Here is a 16,388-nt window from a genome sequence, read left to right on the forward strand (position 1 = left end):
ATCGGATATCGGCTCAGGCGTGTGGGACTGGACACGCCTTAGTGCTGAGGTAATTCTTGCCCCAGCTCCCACCCCGACGACGAATGGTGCCTCCATGCGATCCGCCCGAGTCTCCGCGAGTGCCCTGGCCACCGCCCTGGTCCTGTCCGTCGCCGCGTGCGGGAGCGACGACGGAGGCGGCGGCGGCACCACCGGTGGCGGTGGTGGCGACGAGGCGCCGCGCATCGCGGCCGTCTTCTCCGGCACCACGACCGACGCCGACTACACCTACCTGGGGCTGCAGGCGCTCGAGGCCGCCGAGGACGAGCACGGCGCGGAGATCACCTACTCCGAGAGCGTCCAGGTGCCCGACGCCGAACGCGTCCTGCGCGAGTACGTCGCCGACGGCTACACGGTCATCTGGACCCACGGCAGCCAGTTCTACGACGCCACGATCGCGGTCGCACAGGAGGCGCCGGACGTGGTGTTCATCGCCGAGCAGGACACCGAGCCCGACGACGTGCCCGAGAACGTCTGGGTCCTCGACCGCAACTTCCACCTGGCGTTCTACCCGCTCGGCGTGCTCGCCGCCGCGGCCTCGGAGAGCGGCCGGATCGCCTACCTGGGTGGCGTGACGCTGCCGTTCTCCTACTCCGAGGTGCACGCGCTCGAGCAGGCGCTCGAGGACGTCGGGTCCGACGCCACCCTCACCCCCGTCTGGACCGGTGACTTCAACGACCCGACGCGCGCCCAGCAGTTCACCAGCCAGCTGGTCGGCGCCGGCAACGACGTGATCCTCACGTCGCTCAACCTCGGCGTCGTCGGTGCGTTCGAGGGCGCGAGCGGGAACCCCGGTGTGCTGATGACGGCGAAGTACACGGACAAGTCCAACCTGTCGCCGGACCAGTACCTGACCTCGGTGCTCTACGACTTCGAGATCATGCTCGACGAGATCCTCACCTCGATCGAGGACGGCGAGACCGGCGGCTACCTCGGCATGACCTACGAGCGGGGCATCTCGCTGCAGGAGCCGCAGAACGTGGACCAGGCCGTGATCGACGAGGTCAACGACGTGGTCGAGCAGCTGGCCGCCGGCGAGATCGAGGTCGAGCGCGACGTCACCCCCGTCGAATGAGCAGTGCGGCGTCGGCCGGGCCGGCCGGGGAGGTCGCCCCCGGGCCGGACCGGCCGCTCACGATGAGCGGCATCAGCAAGTCCTTCGGTCCGGTCCGGGCCCTCACCGATGCCGACTTCGAGCTGGCGCGCGGCGAGGTGCACGGTCTGGTGGGCGGCAACGGGGCCGGCAAGACGACGCTGATGAACGTCCTCTACGGCCTCTACCGCCCCGACGCCGGAGAGATCCGCGTCGACGGGCGCGAGGTGCACATCCGGTCCCCGCGGGACGCCATCGACCTCGGGATCGGCATGGTGCACCAGCACCTGTTGCAGGTGTCGACGTACTCGGTCGTCGAGAACGTCGTGCTCGGCACCAGCGGCAGCTCCGGCGGGCTGCGCAACGCCGCCCGCCGGATCAGCGAGCTCTCCGACCGCTTCGGCCTGTCCGTGGACCCCCGGGCGCGGACCGACCGGCTCTCGGTGGGCGCCCGCCAGCGGGTGGAGATCCTCAAGGTGCTCTACCGCGGCGCGCGGATCCTCATCCTGGACGAGCCCACCAGCAGCCTCACGCCGCAGGAGGTCGACGGCCTGTTCGCCTCGCTGCGGGGGATCGTCGCCGAGGGGACCAGCGTCGTGTTCATCTCGCACAAGGTGCGCGAGGTGCTGGCGATCTGCGACCGCATCTCCGTGATGCGCGACGGACGCCGGCTGACCACGGTGCGGCGCGCGGACACCGACGCCGGAGGGCTGGCCTCGCTGATGGTCGGCGAGCTCGCCGAGCCGTCCTCCGACGTCGCCGCGGCCCTCGGCCTCGGCGCGGTGGGCACGGCGGGCGAGGCGGCTCCGACGGGGACGCCGGAGCCCCCGGCGGCTCGCACGGAGCCGGCCCGGGCCCGCCTCGCGGTCAGCGACCTCGTCGTCCACAACGACCAGGGCGTCCCCGCGCTGCACGGCGTCGATCTGGCCGTGGCCGCCGGAGAGGTGCTCGGGGTCGCGGGGGTGGCCGGCAACGGTCAGGTCGAGCTGGCCGAGGCGCTCGCCGGCGTCCGCCCGGTGCACCGCGGCAGCGTCCGGGTCGACGGGGAGGATCTCGCCGGCCGGACCACCCGCCGCTGGCTCGACGCCGGCGTGGCCTACGTGCCCGAGGACCGCCACCGCGACGGAATCCTCGGTGCTGCCACGGTCACCGACAACCTGCTGCTCGGCTCCCAGCGGGAAGCCGCCTTCCGCCGGGGCGGGCTGATCGACTGGCGCAAGGTGCGCCAGCACGCGCAGACGACCATCGACAACTACGCGATCAAGACACCGGGTGCCGACGCCCCGGCCGGCAACCTCTCCGGCGGCAACATCCAGCGGCTGGTGCTGGCCCGGGCCTTCGGCCGTGAGCCCGCGGTGCTGGTCCTGCAGAACCCGACCCGCGGCCTGGACCTGCGCTCGGCCCGGTTCGTCTACGACCGGGTCCAGGAGGCCCGCGAGCGCGGCTGCGCCGTCGTCCTCATCTCCGAGGACCTCGACGAGCTCAGCCTGCTCGCCGACCGGATGGTCGTCCTCTACTCCGGCCGGATCGTCGGCGAACGCCGGCGCGGCCACTACGACGCCTACGCGCTCGGCCGTCTCATGGCCGGCGTCCAGGAGACCGCATGACCGCCCCCGTCCTGACCGAACCGGATGCCGAGGCGCCGGTGCCCCGCGGCCGGCTCTTCCGTCTGCTCCGCGGGCTGCTGCCCTACGTCCTGGCGATCGTGGCCGCGTTCGTCGTCTCGGGCATCGTCATCGCCGCGCTCGGCTACGACGCGATGGGCGCGTTCCGGACCATCCTCACGACGTCCTTCCGGACCGACTTCGGCTTCACCGAGACGCTGACGAAGTGGGTGCCGCTCACGCTCCTGGCGCTGGGCTTCACCATCCCCTTGGCCGTCGGCCGGTTCAACATCGGTGGCGAGGGCCAGCTGCTGGTCGGCGCGACCGCGTCGGCCGGCGTGGGCATCGTCTACGCCGACCTGCCCATGGCGGTCCTGCTGCCGATGGTCGTCGTCGCCGGCGTCCTGGCCGGTGTCGTCTGGGCCGGGATCGCCGCGTTCCTCATGGGCCGGTTCGGGGTCAACGAGATCCTCAGCACGGTGCTGTTGAACTTCGTGTCCTTCCAGGTCGTCGATTACGCCGCCACGGAGGTCTGGTCGGACCCGGCCGCGGGCGTGGCCGCCACCCAGCGCGTCGGGCTCGGCGCGGTGCTGCCCGACATCGGCGGCCCACCCGGGGTGCACGCCGGCATCCTGCTCGCCGGACTGGTCGCGCTGGCCACGATCGTGGTCACCCGCGGCACGGCCGCGGGCTTCGAGTTGCGCGCGGCGGGCACGAACCCGCGGGCCGCCGGTATCAACGGCATCCGGGTCGAGAAGGTTGCGGTGATCGCGCTCATCGTCGGCGGCGCGCTCGGCGGACTCGCCGGGGCCCTCGAGGTCAGCGGCGTGCACAGCAGGGCGATCGAGGGCATGCAGTCCAACTTCCTGCTGCTCGGCATCATCATCGGGCTGATCGCCCGCGGCAGCGCGCTCTGGGTGCCCGTCGTGGCGTTCGGCATCGCGATCCTCGAGGTCGGTGCCAGCTCGATGCAGCGCACCGTCGGAGTCCCGGCCGAGATGGTGCTGATCATCGAGGCGCTGATCCTGATCTTCCTGCTGCTCTCCGACGTGATCGCAGCGCGCCTGGCGAGGAGAGCGGCATGAGCGAGTTCACGTCCCTGGCCCAGCTCACGGTGATCGCGATGGTCCCGTACCTGCTGGCCTCCCTCGGCACGATGCTGGGCGGGCTGGCCGGCGTCTTCAGCGTCTCCCAGGAGGGAGTCATGCTGTTGGGCGCCTCGGTCGGCTTCCTCATCAGCTTCGCCACCGACAGCAGCACGCTCGGCATCCTGCTGGCCGCCGGCGTGGGTGCGGTCTTCGGCTTCGCACTCGGCTGGGCGACGACCATCCTGCGGCTGGACCAGTTCGTGGTGGGGCTGGCGTTGTTCTTCGCCGCGACCGGCCTGGCCGGGCTGTTGTACCGGGTGGTCATCGGGCAGACCGCCACCACGCCGCGCACGGCCACGCTGCCCCGGCTGGAGATCCCGCTGCTCAGCGACATCCCGGTGATCGGCACGGTCTTCTTCTCGCACAACATCCTGGTCTACCTCGCCGCCCTGCTGGCGGTGGCGCTGTACTTCTTCCTCTACCGCACGCGGGCCGGGCTGGACCTGCGCTCGGTGGGCGAGAACCCCCGGGCGGCCGACAGCCTCGGCATCCCGGTGGTCCGCACCCGACTCTGGACGACGACAGCCGGGGGCGCGCTGATGGGGGTGGCGGGGGCCTTCCTGCCGCTGGTCTACACCGGCGCGTTCACCGAGGGCATCGTCGGCGGCCGGGGATGGCTGGCGATCGCGCTGACCTTCTTCGGCGGCTGGCGCCCGCAGTTCATCGTCGCCGGTGCGCTGTTCTTCGCGGCGATGGACGTCGTCGCGCTGCGGGCGGAGATCGCCGGGACAGGGATCCCCGGCCAGGCGCTGCTCGTCGTCCCCTACGTGGCCACGCTCATCGTGATGATCTTCGCTTTCCGGTGGGCGCGGGTGCCGCAGTTCCTGGGCCGCAACTACGACCGGGAGAGCCGCACCGCGTGAGCACGCCGGTTGCTCGGTCAAGGAGCCACTTCCGCGGTTCTGGCTCCCCGCAGAGGGACCGGAACCGCGGTTCTGGTCGTTCACGAGAGTTGACCCGCATCGAGGGACGTGGAGCCGGGTCACAGTGCGGCTCCACGTCGGCCGGCCCGGGTTGACCCGTGCCGGAGCCGAGGGTGGGGAGCGGACTCAGCCGCCGGTGAGCTCGGTGGGCGTCGCGATCACGTCGACCATCGCGCCCCGCCGGTGGACCGTCAGGGGCAGCGGCTGCCCGATGGCCTCGGCGAACAGCAGCCGCTGCAGGCTCTGCGCGTCGGCCACCGGCCGTCGTCCGGCCTCGAGGACCAGGTCGCCGGCCTTGAGGCCGGCCCGGTCCGCCGGCGCGCCGGGGACGACGTCGACGATGCGCAGCGCCCGTCGCCGTCCTGTCCGCTCGGCGAGGTGCGCCGGCAGGGGTGCCGGGCTGCTGACGAGCCCGAGGTAGGCGCGGCGCACCCGTCCGTCGGCGACGAGTGCGCCGATGATGCGGTGCGTCGTGTCGTTGATGGGCACCGCCAGACCGAGCCCCCAGCCGGCGACCGCGGTGTTGATGCCCACGACGCGGGACGACGAGTCCGCGAGCGCTCCGCCGCTGTTGCCCGGGTTGAGCGCGGCGTCGGTCTGGATGACGTCCTCGACCACCCGCGCGGTGCGCCCGTCGCGGGTCGGCAGCGAGCGGCCCAGCCCGCTGACCACGCCGGCGGTGACCGAGCCGGCCAGCCCCAGCGGGTTGCCGACGGCGACGACGAGCTGGCCGACGCGCAGCGAGCCGGCGTCCCCCAGCTCCGCCGGGGACGGCGTGGTGGTCCGGGCGCGCACGACGGCGAGGTCGGAGAGCGGGTCGGCGCCGACCACGTCGACCGTGGCTTCCGTGCCGTCGGAGAAGACCGCCGTCCCCCGGACCGCCCGCGCCACGACGTGCGCATTCGTGAGGAGCAACCCGTCGCCGGTGAAGACGACGGCCGAGCCGGCCCCGCCCCGCCCGCCCGGACCCTCCACCTGGAGAGCGGCGACGTGCGGCGTGAGGTCCGCCGCCACGGCCGTCACGATCCGTGAGTAGGCGTCCAAGGCGTCCTGGCGGTCGGGTTCGACGTCCGGATCCGGTGCGAGCGACATGGCCGTCCTCCCGATTACGCGCTTACACCCCAGTGAACGCCTCACCCGCGGTCGCGCGCACCTGTCATGCCGTGGGCGAACGGCGCGAGGAGGGGAGTGCCCTCGATACTGGGCCGATGACGACCGGAGAGCTGCGGTGACGGGCTCGGATCCCCGGGGCCGGGGCGCCGCGGACGAGGCGTGGCAGGAGCTGCGACCCAGGCTGGCCGCCGAGGCCGTCGCCCTCCTCGGTGCGGAGGAGGCCGACCTCTTCCTCACCCGGGCCGAGGTCGCGCTGCACGACGTCCACGAGCCCCTCGCGGTGCTCTACGGCGACACCGCCGACGTCGACGCGCTGTTCGGGCGGGCCCTGCGCACGGCGCTGGCCGCGGCCGCGGAGCGCCCCGCGGACCTGCGCCGGCTCGACCGCCGCCGCGAGATCGACCCGACCTGGTTCCAGAGCCCCCGCATGCAGGGCTACGTCTGCTACGTCGACCGGTTCTGCGGCGCGCTGAGCGAGCTGCCGACCAGGCTGGACTACCTGGCCGAGCTCGGGACCACCTACCTGCACCTCATGCCGCTGCTCGCGCCTCGCCCGGGCGAGAACGACGGCGGCTACGCGGTCGCGGACTACCGGGCGGTCGATCCGCGGCTGGGCACGATGGCCGACCTCGAGAAGGTCGCCCGCGCCCTGCACGAGCGCGACATGAGCCTCTGCATCGACCTGGTGCTCAACCACACCGCCCGCGAGCACGCGTGGGCGCAGGCCTGGCTGGCCGGCGACCCCGCGTACGCCGGCTTCTACACGGCCTTCCCCGACCGCGAGATGCCCGACGCGTACGACGCGACGATCCCCGAGGTGTTCCCCGACCGGGCGCCGGGCTCCTTCAGCTGGGTGCCCGAGGCCCTCGGGGGCGCCGGCGGCTGGGTCTGGACCACCTTCTGGCCCTACCAGTGGGACCTGGACTACACGAACCCGGACGTCACCCTGGCGATGCTCGGGGAGATCACGTGGCTGGCCAACCGCGGCGTCGACGTCTTCCGGATGGACGCCGTGCCGTTCATGTGGAAGCGGCTGGGCACTACCTGCCAGAACCAGCCGGAGGGGCACCGGCTGCTGCAGCTCCTCCACGCGCTCACCCGCCTGGCCGCGCCGGGCGTGATCTTCAAGGCGGAGGCGATCGTCTCGCCCGAGGACCTGGTGCCCTACCTCGGTGGCCACGAGCGGTACCGCCCGGAATGCGAGCTGGCCTATCACAACCAGCTCATGGTGATGCTGTGGAGCAGCGTCGCCACCCAGGACGCGCGGCTCGCCGCGCAGGCGCTGGGCCGGATGCCCCAGATCCCGCCGACGACGTCCTGGGTGACCTACGTCCGTGGCCACGACGACATCGGCTGGGCGGTCAGCGACACCGACGCGGGGGCCGTCGGCGGCAGCGGGTTCGGCCACCGGCGTTTCCTCAACGACTTCTTCAGCGGCCGATTCGCCGGTTCCTTCGCCCGCGGTGCGCTGTTCCAGGAGAACGAGGTGACCGGCGACGCCCGCATATCCGGCTCGGCCGCGTCGTTGTGCGGGATCGAGCAGGCACTGGAGTCGGGGGACGCCGCGGCCCTCGAGCGCGGCCTGCGCCGCCTGGTGCTGCTGCACTCGGTCATCTACTCGTTCGGCGGCATCCCGCTGCTCTACATGGGTGACGAGCTGGCTCTCCGCAACGACACCGGCTACCTCGACGACCCCGAGCGGGCTCCGGACAACCGCTGGATGCACCGGCCGCCGATGGACTGGTCCGCCGCCGCCCGCCGCGCCGACCGCGGGACCCTCGAGGGCCGCGTCTTCGGCTGGCTCCAGCGGCTGGGGGAGGTCCGGCGTGAGCTGCCGGCGCTGCGCGGCGGGGGCGAGGTACGCATCCTGGACGTCGGCAACGACGCCGTCCTGGCCTGGCTGCGCCGGCACCCCCGCAGCGGCACCTTCGTCGGCCTGGCGAACTTCAGCCCCGCCGTCCAGACCGTCGACGCCGACACGGTCACCGGCTTCGGCACGTTCGAGCCGGTGCTCAGCAGCGACGGCCGGCCGGATCTGCGGGCCGACCGACTGCTCCTGCCAGGACTGGGCTTCGCCTGGTTCGCCGAGCCCTGAGGGGTGCGCCCCCGGCCCGCAGGCCTTACCGTCAGCACGCGGCCGGGTACCCGCCGACGACAGTACGCGCCGACGACACAGCCCGATCGGGTCACAGGAGGGTGCGTGGACCTCGCCCCCGACCGAACGCCCACGGCACCGCTCGAGGAGGCGCGGCCCGCTCCGGCCGGCGCCACGTTCGGTGTCGAGGAGGAGTTCCACCTCGTCGACCCGGGCAGCTACCGGCTCACCCGCAGCCCCAGCCTCGCCACGGCCGTGCTCGCCGGGGAGTCGGGCCGGCACCTGCACGCCGAGATCACGACGACCCAGCTGGAGTCGGCGACCGACATCTGCACGACCCTGTCGCAGCTGCGCGCCGAGCTGGTGACGACCCGGGCCGAGGCAGCCGGGGCGGCGGCGCGCGCCGGCGTGCGGATCCTGGCCGCCTCGACCCATCCCTTCGACAGCTGGCAGCAGCAGGACATCACGCCGGCCCCCGTTACCAGGCGATGGTCGACCGGTGGGCGGGCCTGGCGCAGCAGCAGGACATCGTCGGCTGCCATGTGCACGTCGGCGTCCCCGACCTCGACACCGCTGTGGCGATCATGGATCGCGCTCGGCCCTACCTCTCGGCGCTGCTGGCCATGACCGGCAGCTCGCCGTTCCACGACGGCGTCGACACCGGCCACGACAGCTACCGGACGATGTGGTGGTCGCGGTGGCCGCACACCGGGCCTCCCGAGTACCTGGGCAGCGCCGAGCGCTTCCGCGAGGTGCTCGACGGCCTGGTCGCCTCGGGGCTGGTCGCCGACGGGTCGCACCTGTACTGGGACCTCCGCCCGTCGTCGCACCTGCCCACGCTGGAGTTCCGGCTGGCCGACGTCTGCACGGAGGTCGACGACGTCGTGCTGCACGCCGGGCTGGTCCGGTCGCTGGTGCGGGTGCTGGCCGGGCGGGCGCAGCGGGACGAGGCCTGCCCGCAACCGCGCCCGGAGCTGCTGCGGGCCGCGCGCTGGCGGGCGGCCCGGTTCGGACTCGACGGCGAGCTATTCGACCCGGTCCGCTGCGAGCTGGTCCCGGCACGGGTCGCCGTCCGCCGCTTGCTGGCCGAGCTCCGGGAGGACCTGGAGGGCCACGGCGAGTGGCCGGTCGTCGTCGAACTGGTGGAACGGCTCTTCGAGCGGGGTACCTCGGCCTCGCGGCAGCGGAGGACCTGGCTGCGCACCGGTGACTGGCGCGAGGTCGCCGCCCGGATCGTCCGGGAGGGGACCGCGCTGGAGAGCGGTTAGGACGGGGCACCATGACGAGGGCCGTGACGGGGGCCATGACGGGGGCCATGACGGGGACGAGGGACGACGTCCGGGCGCTGGCCCGCCCCCTGCGCGACGAGCGCGACCTCGACCCACTGCTGGATCGGATCGGGTCTGCGCGCGTCGTGGCGATCGGCGAGGCCAGCCACGGCACCCACGAGTACTACGCCTGGCGGGCCACGCTGACGCGGCGGCTGATCGAGGAGCGCGGCTTCGGCTTCGTCGCGGTCGAGGGCGACTGGCCCGACTGCTACCGCGTCAACCGCAGCGTGCGGCTGCGGCCCGGCGCCGACGACGACCCGCGGGATGCCCTCGACGCCTTCGACAGGTGGCCCACCTGGATGTGGGCGAACGACGAGGTGGTCGACTTCTGCCGCTGGCTCCGGGCTGCCAACGCCGCGCGGGACGAGGAGCGGCGCGTCGGCTTCTACGGCGTCGACGTGTACAGCCTCTGGGACTCCATGCAGCTGCTCGTCGGGTGGCTGCGCGAGCACGAGCCGGAGCACGTGGACACCGCGATGCAGGCGCTCGCCTGCTTCGAGCCCTACGGGGAGGACGGCGCCGAGTACGCGTTCGCCACCCGCCTCGCGCCCACGTCGTGCGAGCAGCACGTCGTCGACCTGCTCCGTTCGATGTGCGAGGAGCGCGGCCGCGAGGAGTACCCCTCCGACCCGGAGGCCCGGTTCTCCGCGGAGCAGAACGCCGCCGTCGTGGTCGAGGCCGAGCGGTACTACCGCGCGATGGTCCGCGGCTCGGCGGAATCCTGGAACGTCCGTGACCTGCACATGGTCGACACCCTCGACCGGCTGCTCGCCCATGCCGGCGGCAAGGCGGTGGTGTGGGAGCACAACACGCACATCGGTGACGCCCGGGCGACCGACATGGCCGCCGCGGGCATGGTGAACGTCGGCCAGCTGCTCCGGGAGCGGTACGGCAGGGACGACGTCGTCCTCGTGGGCTTCGGTGGCCACCGGGGTGGCGTGATCGCCGGAGCCGGCTGGGGGGCGCAGATGGCGCGGATGCCGGTGCCGGAGGCGCGCCGCGGCAGCCTGGAGGCGCTGCTGCACGACCGGCTCGGCGCCGACGCGTTGTTGGTCTGGCCGCGGCAGGACCGGCCGGGGTGGCTGGACCGGCCGCTGGACCACCGCGCGATCGGCGTCGTCTACCGCCCGGAGCGGGAGCGGTGGGGCAACTACGTGCCCACCGTCCTCGGCGAGCGCTACGACGCGTTCCTGTACCTGGAGGACACCGCGCCGCTGCGGCCCCTGCACCTCGAACGCCCGGACGAGCACGTGCCGCCGCCGGGTCACACCGCCTGATCGTGGCACCGGCGCGCGCGGCGGAGGGCCGCCTGGAGAGCCGTCCCTCCGCTCGGTCGCCGTCCCTGCCGTTGCCGGCGGGCGTGCACGAGGTGCCGCTGGGGGCCGGCAGCGACGCCCTGCTCGCCGTCCCACCGGGGGAGCCGGTGGCCCGTCCGCTGCTGGTCTTCTGCCACGGCGCAGGCGGAACCGCCGGCTCCGCGCTGCGAACGGTGGGCGAGGTGGCCGCCGACCGTGGCGTCCTGGTGCTCGCGACGAGCTCGACGGCCTCGACGTGGGACCTGATCGCCGGAGGGCTCGGCCAGGACGTCGCCGTGCTCGACGCCGCGCTGGCCGAGGTGTCGGCACGGGTCCCGGTCGCCGGGCTGGCCGTCGGCGGCTTCTCCGACGGGGCGTCCTACGCGCTCTCGCTCGGGCTGGCCAACGGCGACCTCTTCGACGCGGTGCTGGCCTTCTCCCCGGGCTTCATGGCCCCGCCGAGCGCACGCGGCCGGCCGCGCGTCTGGCTCTGCCACGGCCGGCAGGACCGGGTGCTGCCGGTGGAACGGTGCGGCCGGCGGGTCGCCGGACACCTGCGCGGGGCCGGCTACGACGTGACGTACGAGGAGTTCGACGGCGGACACGCGGTGACGCCCGCGCTGGTGAGGGCCGCTGTGGACACGTGGCTGGGGGAGACCTGACGGCCGGTCACATCGAGCGGGCCTCGCCGGCCCGATCGGCGAAGGCCATGTCGGTGCGCCCCTCGAGGGCGGCGGTCACCCGTTCGCGGTGGTCCCGGACGGCGGCGACGTCCTCCGCGGTCGCCTCCTCGGACTGCTCGTCGACGATCAGGTCCGCGGCACGGGCCACCTCCGCACGCTGCTCGTCGTCGCGGGCGGAGACGGCGACGTCCCGCAGCATGCGCAGCAGGGCCATGAGCACGGTCGGCTCCCCGGCACCGAAGCGGCGCAGCTGGCCGCACGTGAGGTCCAGGTAGTAGCGCAGGTCGCGGTCCGGCACGATGACCCGGCCCACCCCGTCGGCGTCCTCGTGCAGCGTCTGACCCAGTCGGCAGCCGGTGAGCCGTACGAGCAGGTCGGTCATGTGGGCGACGGCCGTCGCGGCGGTGGCGGGGTCGTTGATGCCCGGCGACATGGCCTTCACCGCGATGTCCTCGAGCTGGCGGAGGCCGAAGGCGGCGTCCTGGTCCAGGGTCCGCTCGTACTTCAGGACGACGGCCTCGTGCACGGCCTCGTCGAGATCGCCGTCGGCCTGCCTGCCCGACGGTCCCCAGATCGTCGCGATGGGTGTCCCCCGTGTGACGTGGTCGCCGGGGCGGACCTCGACGCGGACCGTGCTGTCGTGCCGCTGCGCGCCGCCACCGCCCGGTCCACGTCGATCATCTGGACGAAGCCGCTCTTGCGGGCACTGACCGTCCGGCCCTCCGACCGATCCAGCCGCAGGTCGTCACCGGACCGGACGTCGCTCCCGTACGCCGGATAGAACTGGCTGATGGCCCGGTCGGTGTCCTCGTGGACGCGGGTCATCATCGTGTCGACCCGCAGCAGCTTGACCATGTGCGTGATGAATCCGAGCACCGCGCCGAAGGAGGCAAGGCCGAGCGCCGCGGCGAGCAGGCAGAGCAGCGTGGGCACCGGCTCCTCGCCGTTCACCGAGCGCAGTCCGACGAGGCCGACGACGAACGTCGCGGACAGCACCGCCAGCACCTGCTTGGTCGTGCGGTCGCGGGCGAACTCGCGCAGCAACCTCGGTGAGAACTGCTGCGACGCCAGTTGCAGCGCCACGATCGTGATGCTGAAGGTCAGCGTCGTGATCGTGATGGCGCCCGTGGCGACCAGTTGCAGGAGCGTACCGGCCGCACTCGTGTCGCTCGGCCACAGTCCCGCGAGGAAGCCCCCGCGCGGCTTGACCGTGCCCAGCGCCCAGGCCGCGACCCCGGCGACCACACCGGACGTCGTAGGCCAGACCCACAGCGGTTGCCGGGAACCCTCTGCGCTGTTCGCCGCCATGATCAGCCGCCCTACCCGCGGGCGCGGTGCGGACACATCCCGGCCCGCTGCCTGCGTCCCCCGGCCCTCCCTGGCGGCTGGGGACCGGGCGGCTCAGGCTGATTCGCGGCCGGTCAGGTCACCCCTGATCGGTTCGTCCTTGAGGCCGCCGGTCTTCGACGCCTCGAAGTCAGGTCCGAGGTTCTCCAGGGCCAGCCGGCCGAACACCTGCTGCTGCGTGGCGACGCGCTGGGACCGCCCGCGGCCCATGAAGCTGACCATCCAGTGCAGCACGGTGGTGATCCGGCTCTTGAAGCCCACGATGTAGAAGAGGTGGATCACCAGCCAGATCATCCAGGCGACGAAGCCCTCGAACTTGAACCTGCCGATGTCGGCCACGGCGTGGAACCGGGAGATCGTGGCCATCGAGCCCTTGTCGAAGTACTCGAAGGGTCCCTTGGGCGGCTTGCCCGCCAGCCGGCGCTTGATCTGGTCGGCGGCGTAGCGACCACCCTGGATGGCCACCTGTGCGACCCCGGGCAGCTTGTTCAGCGACATCATGTCGCCGACGACGTGCACCTCGGGGTGCCCGGGGAGCGTCAGGTCGGGGAGCACGGCGACCCGACCGGCGCGGTCGACCTCGGCGCCGGACTGCTCGCCGAGCTTGCGCCCGAGCTCGCTGGCCTGCACACCCGCAGCCCAGATCTTGGTCGCCGCGTTGAGCCGGCGCACCTGCCCGTCGGCGTCCTTGATGTCCAGGCCGTCGGCGTCGACGTCGGTCACCATGGCCCCGAGCTGCACCTCGACCCCGATGTCGTTGAGCTGCCGGCGGGCACGACCGCCGAGCTTCTCGCCGAACGACGGCAACACGTACGGCGCGGCGTCGAGCAGGACGATGCGGGCCGTGCGCGGGTCGATGTTGCGGAAGTCCTTCTTGAGGGTGCGGTGCGCGAGCTCGGCGATCTGCCCGGCCATCTCGACGCCGGTCGGGCCGGCGCCCACGACGACGAACGTCATGAGGCGGTCGATCTCGGCCTGGTCGGTGGCGAGCTCGGCCAGTTCGAACGCGCCGAAGATGCGGCCTCGGAGCTCCAGGGCGTCGTCGATGCTCTTCATCCCGGGAGCGAACTCGGCGAACCGGTCGTTGCCGAAGTAGGACTGCCCGGCGCCGGCGGCGACGATGAGCTCGTCGTACGGATGCACCGTGGTGCGGCCGAGGATCGTCGACGTGACTGTGCGGTTGGCCAGGTCGATGTCGGTCACCTCGCCGAGCACGACCCGGGCGTTCTCCTGGCGGCGCAGGATCTCCCGGGTCGCCGGCGCGATCTCGCCCTCGGAGAGGATGCCGGTCGCCACCTGGTAGAGCAGCGGCTGGAAGAGGTGGTGGCTGGTCTTGCCGATCAGGGTGACGTCGACGTCGGCCCTGCGCAGCCGCTGGGCAGCGAACAGACCGCCGAACCCGGAGCCGATGATGACCACGCGCGGCCGGCCGCCGCCCGTCTCGCTGGCAGCAGGGACACTCGCTCGTGATGTCGTCATGATGACCTGATCCTTCCACTCCGGCCGGTGCCCCGACCCCGCGGCGCCGAGCGATCCAGGCCACACTCTTCCGCTCCGGTCCGCGATTCGCGCGTCGTGGCGCCCCCTGTAGAACCAGCGGCGGTGGGCACGTCTTCCGCACGAGTGGTCCTCGTGCCCGGGCTGGGCCTGGACGAACGCTCGTCGGCCCGGATCCGCTCGATCGTCCCGGGAACCGTGGTGCGCCTGCCCGGCATGGGTTCGGCGGAGCCGGTGCCACCGCTGGACGAGCTCGCCGAGCACCTGCGGGCCCGGCTGGGGGAGGGGCCGGTCGTCCTGGTCGGGCACTCGCAGAGCTGCCAGGTGGTCGTCGCGGCCGCCGTCGATCCCAGGGTCGCCGGGGTCGTGCTGCTCGGGCCGACCACCGACCCCCGACTCCGGACGGCGTGGGGGCTCGCCGGGCGCTGGCTCGCCACGGCGGTCGCCGAGCCGTGGTGGCAGCTGCCGCTGGTCCTCGCCCAGTGGTGGGCGACCGGCCCCCGCGCGATGGTCGCGCTGTGGCGGAGGGCCGCGCCCGACCGCACGGACCTCCGGCTGCGCCAGGTGACCGCGCCGGTCACCGTCGTCCGCGGCACCCGCGACCGGCTCTGCCCCCGCGACTGGGCGCAGCGCCTGGTCGCGGCGGCTCCGGACGGCCGGCTCGTCGAGCTGCCCGGCGCGGCGCACATGACGGTCCAGACCCACCCGGACGCCGTCGCCCGGATCCTGCAGTCGCTGTAACGGAGGCCGAGCAGCGAGGAAAATTCGCCTGTCAGCCTCCGTACATGCGGCCCCGTGCCTCGGCGTAGCGCTCGCGCACCGCCGTTGCCGGGGCGGCCTCGAAGGTCTGCAGCCCGGGCTGCGGCCAGTCCGGCGGGGCGGCTCGCCGGAGAGCACCCAGGCGGCCTGCCGCGCGGCGCCGTCGGCGACGTACTCACCCGGCGGCGGCACCAGCACCGGCCGCCCGAAGATGCCCGGGGCCAGCTGCTGCACGGCCGGTGACGCGGCCGCCCCACCGATGAGCAGCACCCGCTCGACGGCGACACCCTGGGCCACCACGGCCTCCATCCCGTCGGCCAGCCCGCAGAGCAGCCCCTCGACCGCGGCGCGCGCCAGGTGGGCCGGGGTGGTGGTGCGCAGGGTGAGGCCGTGCACGGAGCCGGTGGCCAGGGGCAGGTTCGGCGTCCGCTCGCCCTCGAGGTAGGGGACCAGTACCAGACCGTCGGCGCCGGAGGGCGCCGCGAGCGCCAGGTCGGAGAGGGTCGCGTGGTCGACACCGAGCAGCCGTGCCGCGGCGTCCAGCACGCGGGCGGCATTGAGCGTCGCGACCAGGGGCAGGTGGTTCCCGCTCGCGTCGGCGAAGCCGGCGACGGTGCCGGTGACGTCGGCGACCGCGGTCGTCGTGACGGCCGAGACGACGCCGGAGGTGCCGATCGAGACGATGACGTCGCCCGGTCGCGCGGCCAGTCCGAGCGCGGCCGCGGCGTTGTCGCCGGTGCCCGGCCCGAGCACCGCGGCCGACCCCGCCATCCGGCCGACCGCCTCGGACGGGCCGGCGACCCGCGGCACGGCCGGCCGGCGGCCCCGCATGGCCAGCTCCAGCAGGTCCAGCCGGTACTCACCGGAGCGGGCCGACCAGTACGCCGTGCCGCTGGCGTCACCGCGGTCGGTGACCAGCGCGTCGAGGCCGCGGTCCTCCGACAGGCGCCAGGTGAGCCAGTCGTGGGGGAGACAGACGGCGGCGGTGCGGTCGGCGTTGGCCGGCTCCGCGTCGGCCAGCCAGCGGAGCTTGGCCGCGGTGAAGGAGGCGACCGGCACCAGGCCGACCGCGTCCGCCCACGCACGGCGCCCGGCCGCCTCGTCGCCGTCCCCCAGTTCGGTGATCAGGTCGGCGGCGGCGGGTGCCGAGCGGACGTCGTTCCAGAGCAGCGCGTCCCGGACGACGGCGCCCTCGGCGTCGAGGCACACCATCCCGTGCTGCTGCCCCCCGACCGCCAGGGCGGCCACGTCCTCGAGCCCTCCGGCCGCGTGCGCCGCGGCGGTGAACGCCTCCTCCCACGCCCGGGGTGCCACCTCGGTGCCGTCAGGGTGGGGTGCGCGACCGGAGCGGACGAGCGCTCCGGTCTCGGCATCGCGGACGACGACCTTGCATGCCTGGGTGGACGTGTCGACCCCGGCGACCAGCGTCATCGTGGCCGGCCCGGTGCTCGGAAGGCGTTC

11 protein-coding genes and 3 pseudogenes are annotated in these 16,388 nt (G+C 73.4%); 9 read left to right on the forward strand and 5 right to left on the reverse strand.

Features of this window, described 5'->3' with window-relative positions; translation table 11 throughout:
• Positions 1 to 94 precede the first annotated feature (94 nt).
• Genes MVA48_RS22735 through MVA48_RS22750 form a run of 4 tightly spaced genes read left to right on the forward strand, consistent with a single transcriptional unit; the run spans position 95 to position 4,747 of the window.
• Entirely contained in the window at positions 95 to 1,114 is a 1,020-nt protein-coding gene (locus tag MVA48_RS22735) for a BMP family protein (protein ID WP_246984040.1), read from the forward strand.
• Positions 1,111 to 2,739, forward strand: coding sequence for an ABC transporter ATP-binding protein (locus tag MVA48_RS22740; protein WP_246984042.1), 1,629 nt, complete (start codon positions 1,111 to 1,113; stop codon positions 2,737 to 2,739). The genes MVA48_RS22735 and MVA48_RS22740 overlap by 4 nt, the downstream gene beginning before the upstream one ends.
• A complete protein-coding gene (locus MVA48_RS22745) occupies positions 2,736 to 3,821 on the forward strand; it encodes an ABC transporter permease (protein WP_246984044.1) in 1,086 nt (361 codons plus the stop codon). The genes MVA48_RS22740 and MVA48_RS22745 overlap by 4 nt, the downstream gene beginning before the upstream one ends.
• Positions 3,818 to 4,747, forward strand: coding sequence for an ABC transporter permease (locus MVA48_RS22750; protein WP_246984046.1), 930 nt, complete (start codon positions 3,818 to 3,820; stop codon positions 4,745 to 4,747). The genes MVA48_RS22745 and MVA48_RS22750 overlap by 4 nt, the downstream gene beginning before the upstream one ends.
• A gap of 186 nt (positions 4,748 to 4,933) precedes the next feature.
• Here MVA48_RS22750 and MVA48_RS22755 read toward each other — a convergent pair whose 3' ends face one another.
• Positions 4,934 to 5,899 carry a S1C family serine protease gene (locus tag MVA48_RS22755; protein ID WP_246984048.1) on the reverse strand — a complete coding sequence of 322 codons (966 nt, stop codon included), beginning with the start codon at positions 5,897 to 5,899 and terminating at the stop codon, positions 4,934 to 4,936.
• Positions 5,900 to 6,035: 136 nt separating this feature from the next.
• Here MVA48_RS22755 and MVA48_RS22760 point away from each other — a divergent pair, with 136 nt between their 5' ends.
• The 4 genes and pseudogenes from MVA48_RS22760 to MVA48_RS22775 all read left to right on the forward strand — a co-directional run bounded on the left by MVA48_RS22760 (position 6,036) and on the right by MVA48_RS22775 (position 11,303).
• Positions 6,036 to 8,015 (forward strand): amylosucrase, encoded by a 1,980-nt coding sequence (locus MVA48_RS22760; RefSeq protein ID WP_246984050.1) that lies wholly within the window; start codon positions 6,036 to 6,038, stop codon positions 8,013 to 8,015.
• Between the two features lie 105 nt (positions 8,016 to 8,120).
• Positions 8,121 to 9,283 (forward strand): annotated as a pseudogene (locus MVA48_RS22765) (carboxylate-amine ligase).
• An 11-nt stretch (positions 9,284 to 9,294) separates the two neighbouring features.
• Complete coding sequence (locus MVA48_RS22770) at positions 9,295 to 10,623, forward strand: erythromycin esterase family protein (protein WP_246984052.1); 1,329 nt, start codon at positions 9,295 to 9,297, stop codon at positions 10,621 to 10,623.
• A 2-nt stretch (positions 10,624 to 10,625) separates the two neighbouring features.
• A complete protein-coding gene (locus MVA48_RS22775; RefSeq protein ID WP_246984054.1) occupies positions 10,626 to 11,303 on the forward strand; it encodes an alpha/beta hydrolase in 678 nt (225 codons plus the stop codon).
• A gap of 7 nt (positions 11,304 to 11,310) precedes the next feature.
• Here the strand turns inward: MVA48_RS22775 and MVA48_RS24390 are convergent.
• The 3 genes and pseudogenes from MVA48_RS24390 to MVA48_RS24400 form a co-directional block, all read right to left on the reverse strand.
• Positions 11,311 to 11,916 (reverse strand): annotated as a pseudogene (locus MVA48_RS24390) (DUF2254 family protein); the annotation flags it as partial.
• Positions 11,829 to 12,632 carry a DUF2254 family protein gene (locus MVA48_RS24395; protein WP_371821171.1) on the reverse strand — a complete coding sequence of 268 codons (804 nt, stop codon included), beginning with the start codon at positions 12,630 to 12,632 and terminating at the stop codon, positions 11,829 to 11,831. The pseudogene MVA48_RS24390 and the gene MVA48_RS24395, both read right to left, overlap by 88 nt.
• Before the next feature lie 93 nt (positions 12,633 to 12,725).
• Positions 12,726 to 14,150, reverse strand: a complete 1,425-nt coding sequence (locus tag MVA48_RS24400) for an NAD(P)/FAD-dependent oxidoreductase (protein WP_371821266.1) — start codon at positions 14,148 to 14,150, stop codon at positions 12,726 to 12,728.
• 153 nt (positions 14,151 to 14,303) lie between these two features.
• On the opposite strand from MVA48_RS24400, the gene MVA48_RS24405 reads away from it, so the two are divergent.
• Entirely contained in the window at positions 14,304 to 14,909 is a 606-nt protein-coding gene (locus MVA48_RS24405; protein ID WP_371821267.1) for an alpha/beta fold hydrolase, read from the forward strand.
• Between the two features lie 216 nt (positions 14,910 to 15,125).
• Here MVA48_RS24405 and MVA48_RS24410 read toward each other — a convergent pair.
• Positions 15,126 to 16,358: pseudogene (locus MVA48_RS24410) on the reverse strand (FGGY family carbohydrate kinase); the annotation flags it as partial.
• Positions 16,359 to 16,388: the final 30 nt, after the last annotated feature.

This window comes from Blastococcus sp. PRF04-17, from assembly GCF_023016265.1.
Taxonomy (GTDB): domain Bacteria; phylum Actinomycetota; class Actinomycetes; order Mycobacteriales; family Geodermatophilaceae; genus Blastococcus_B.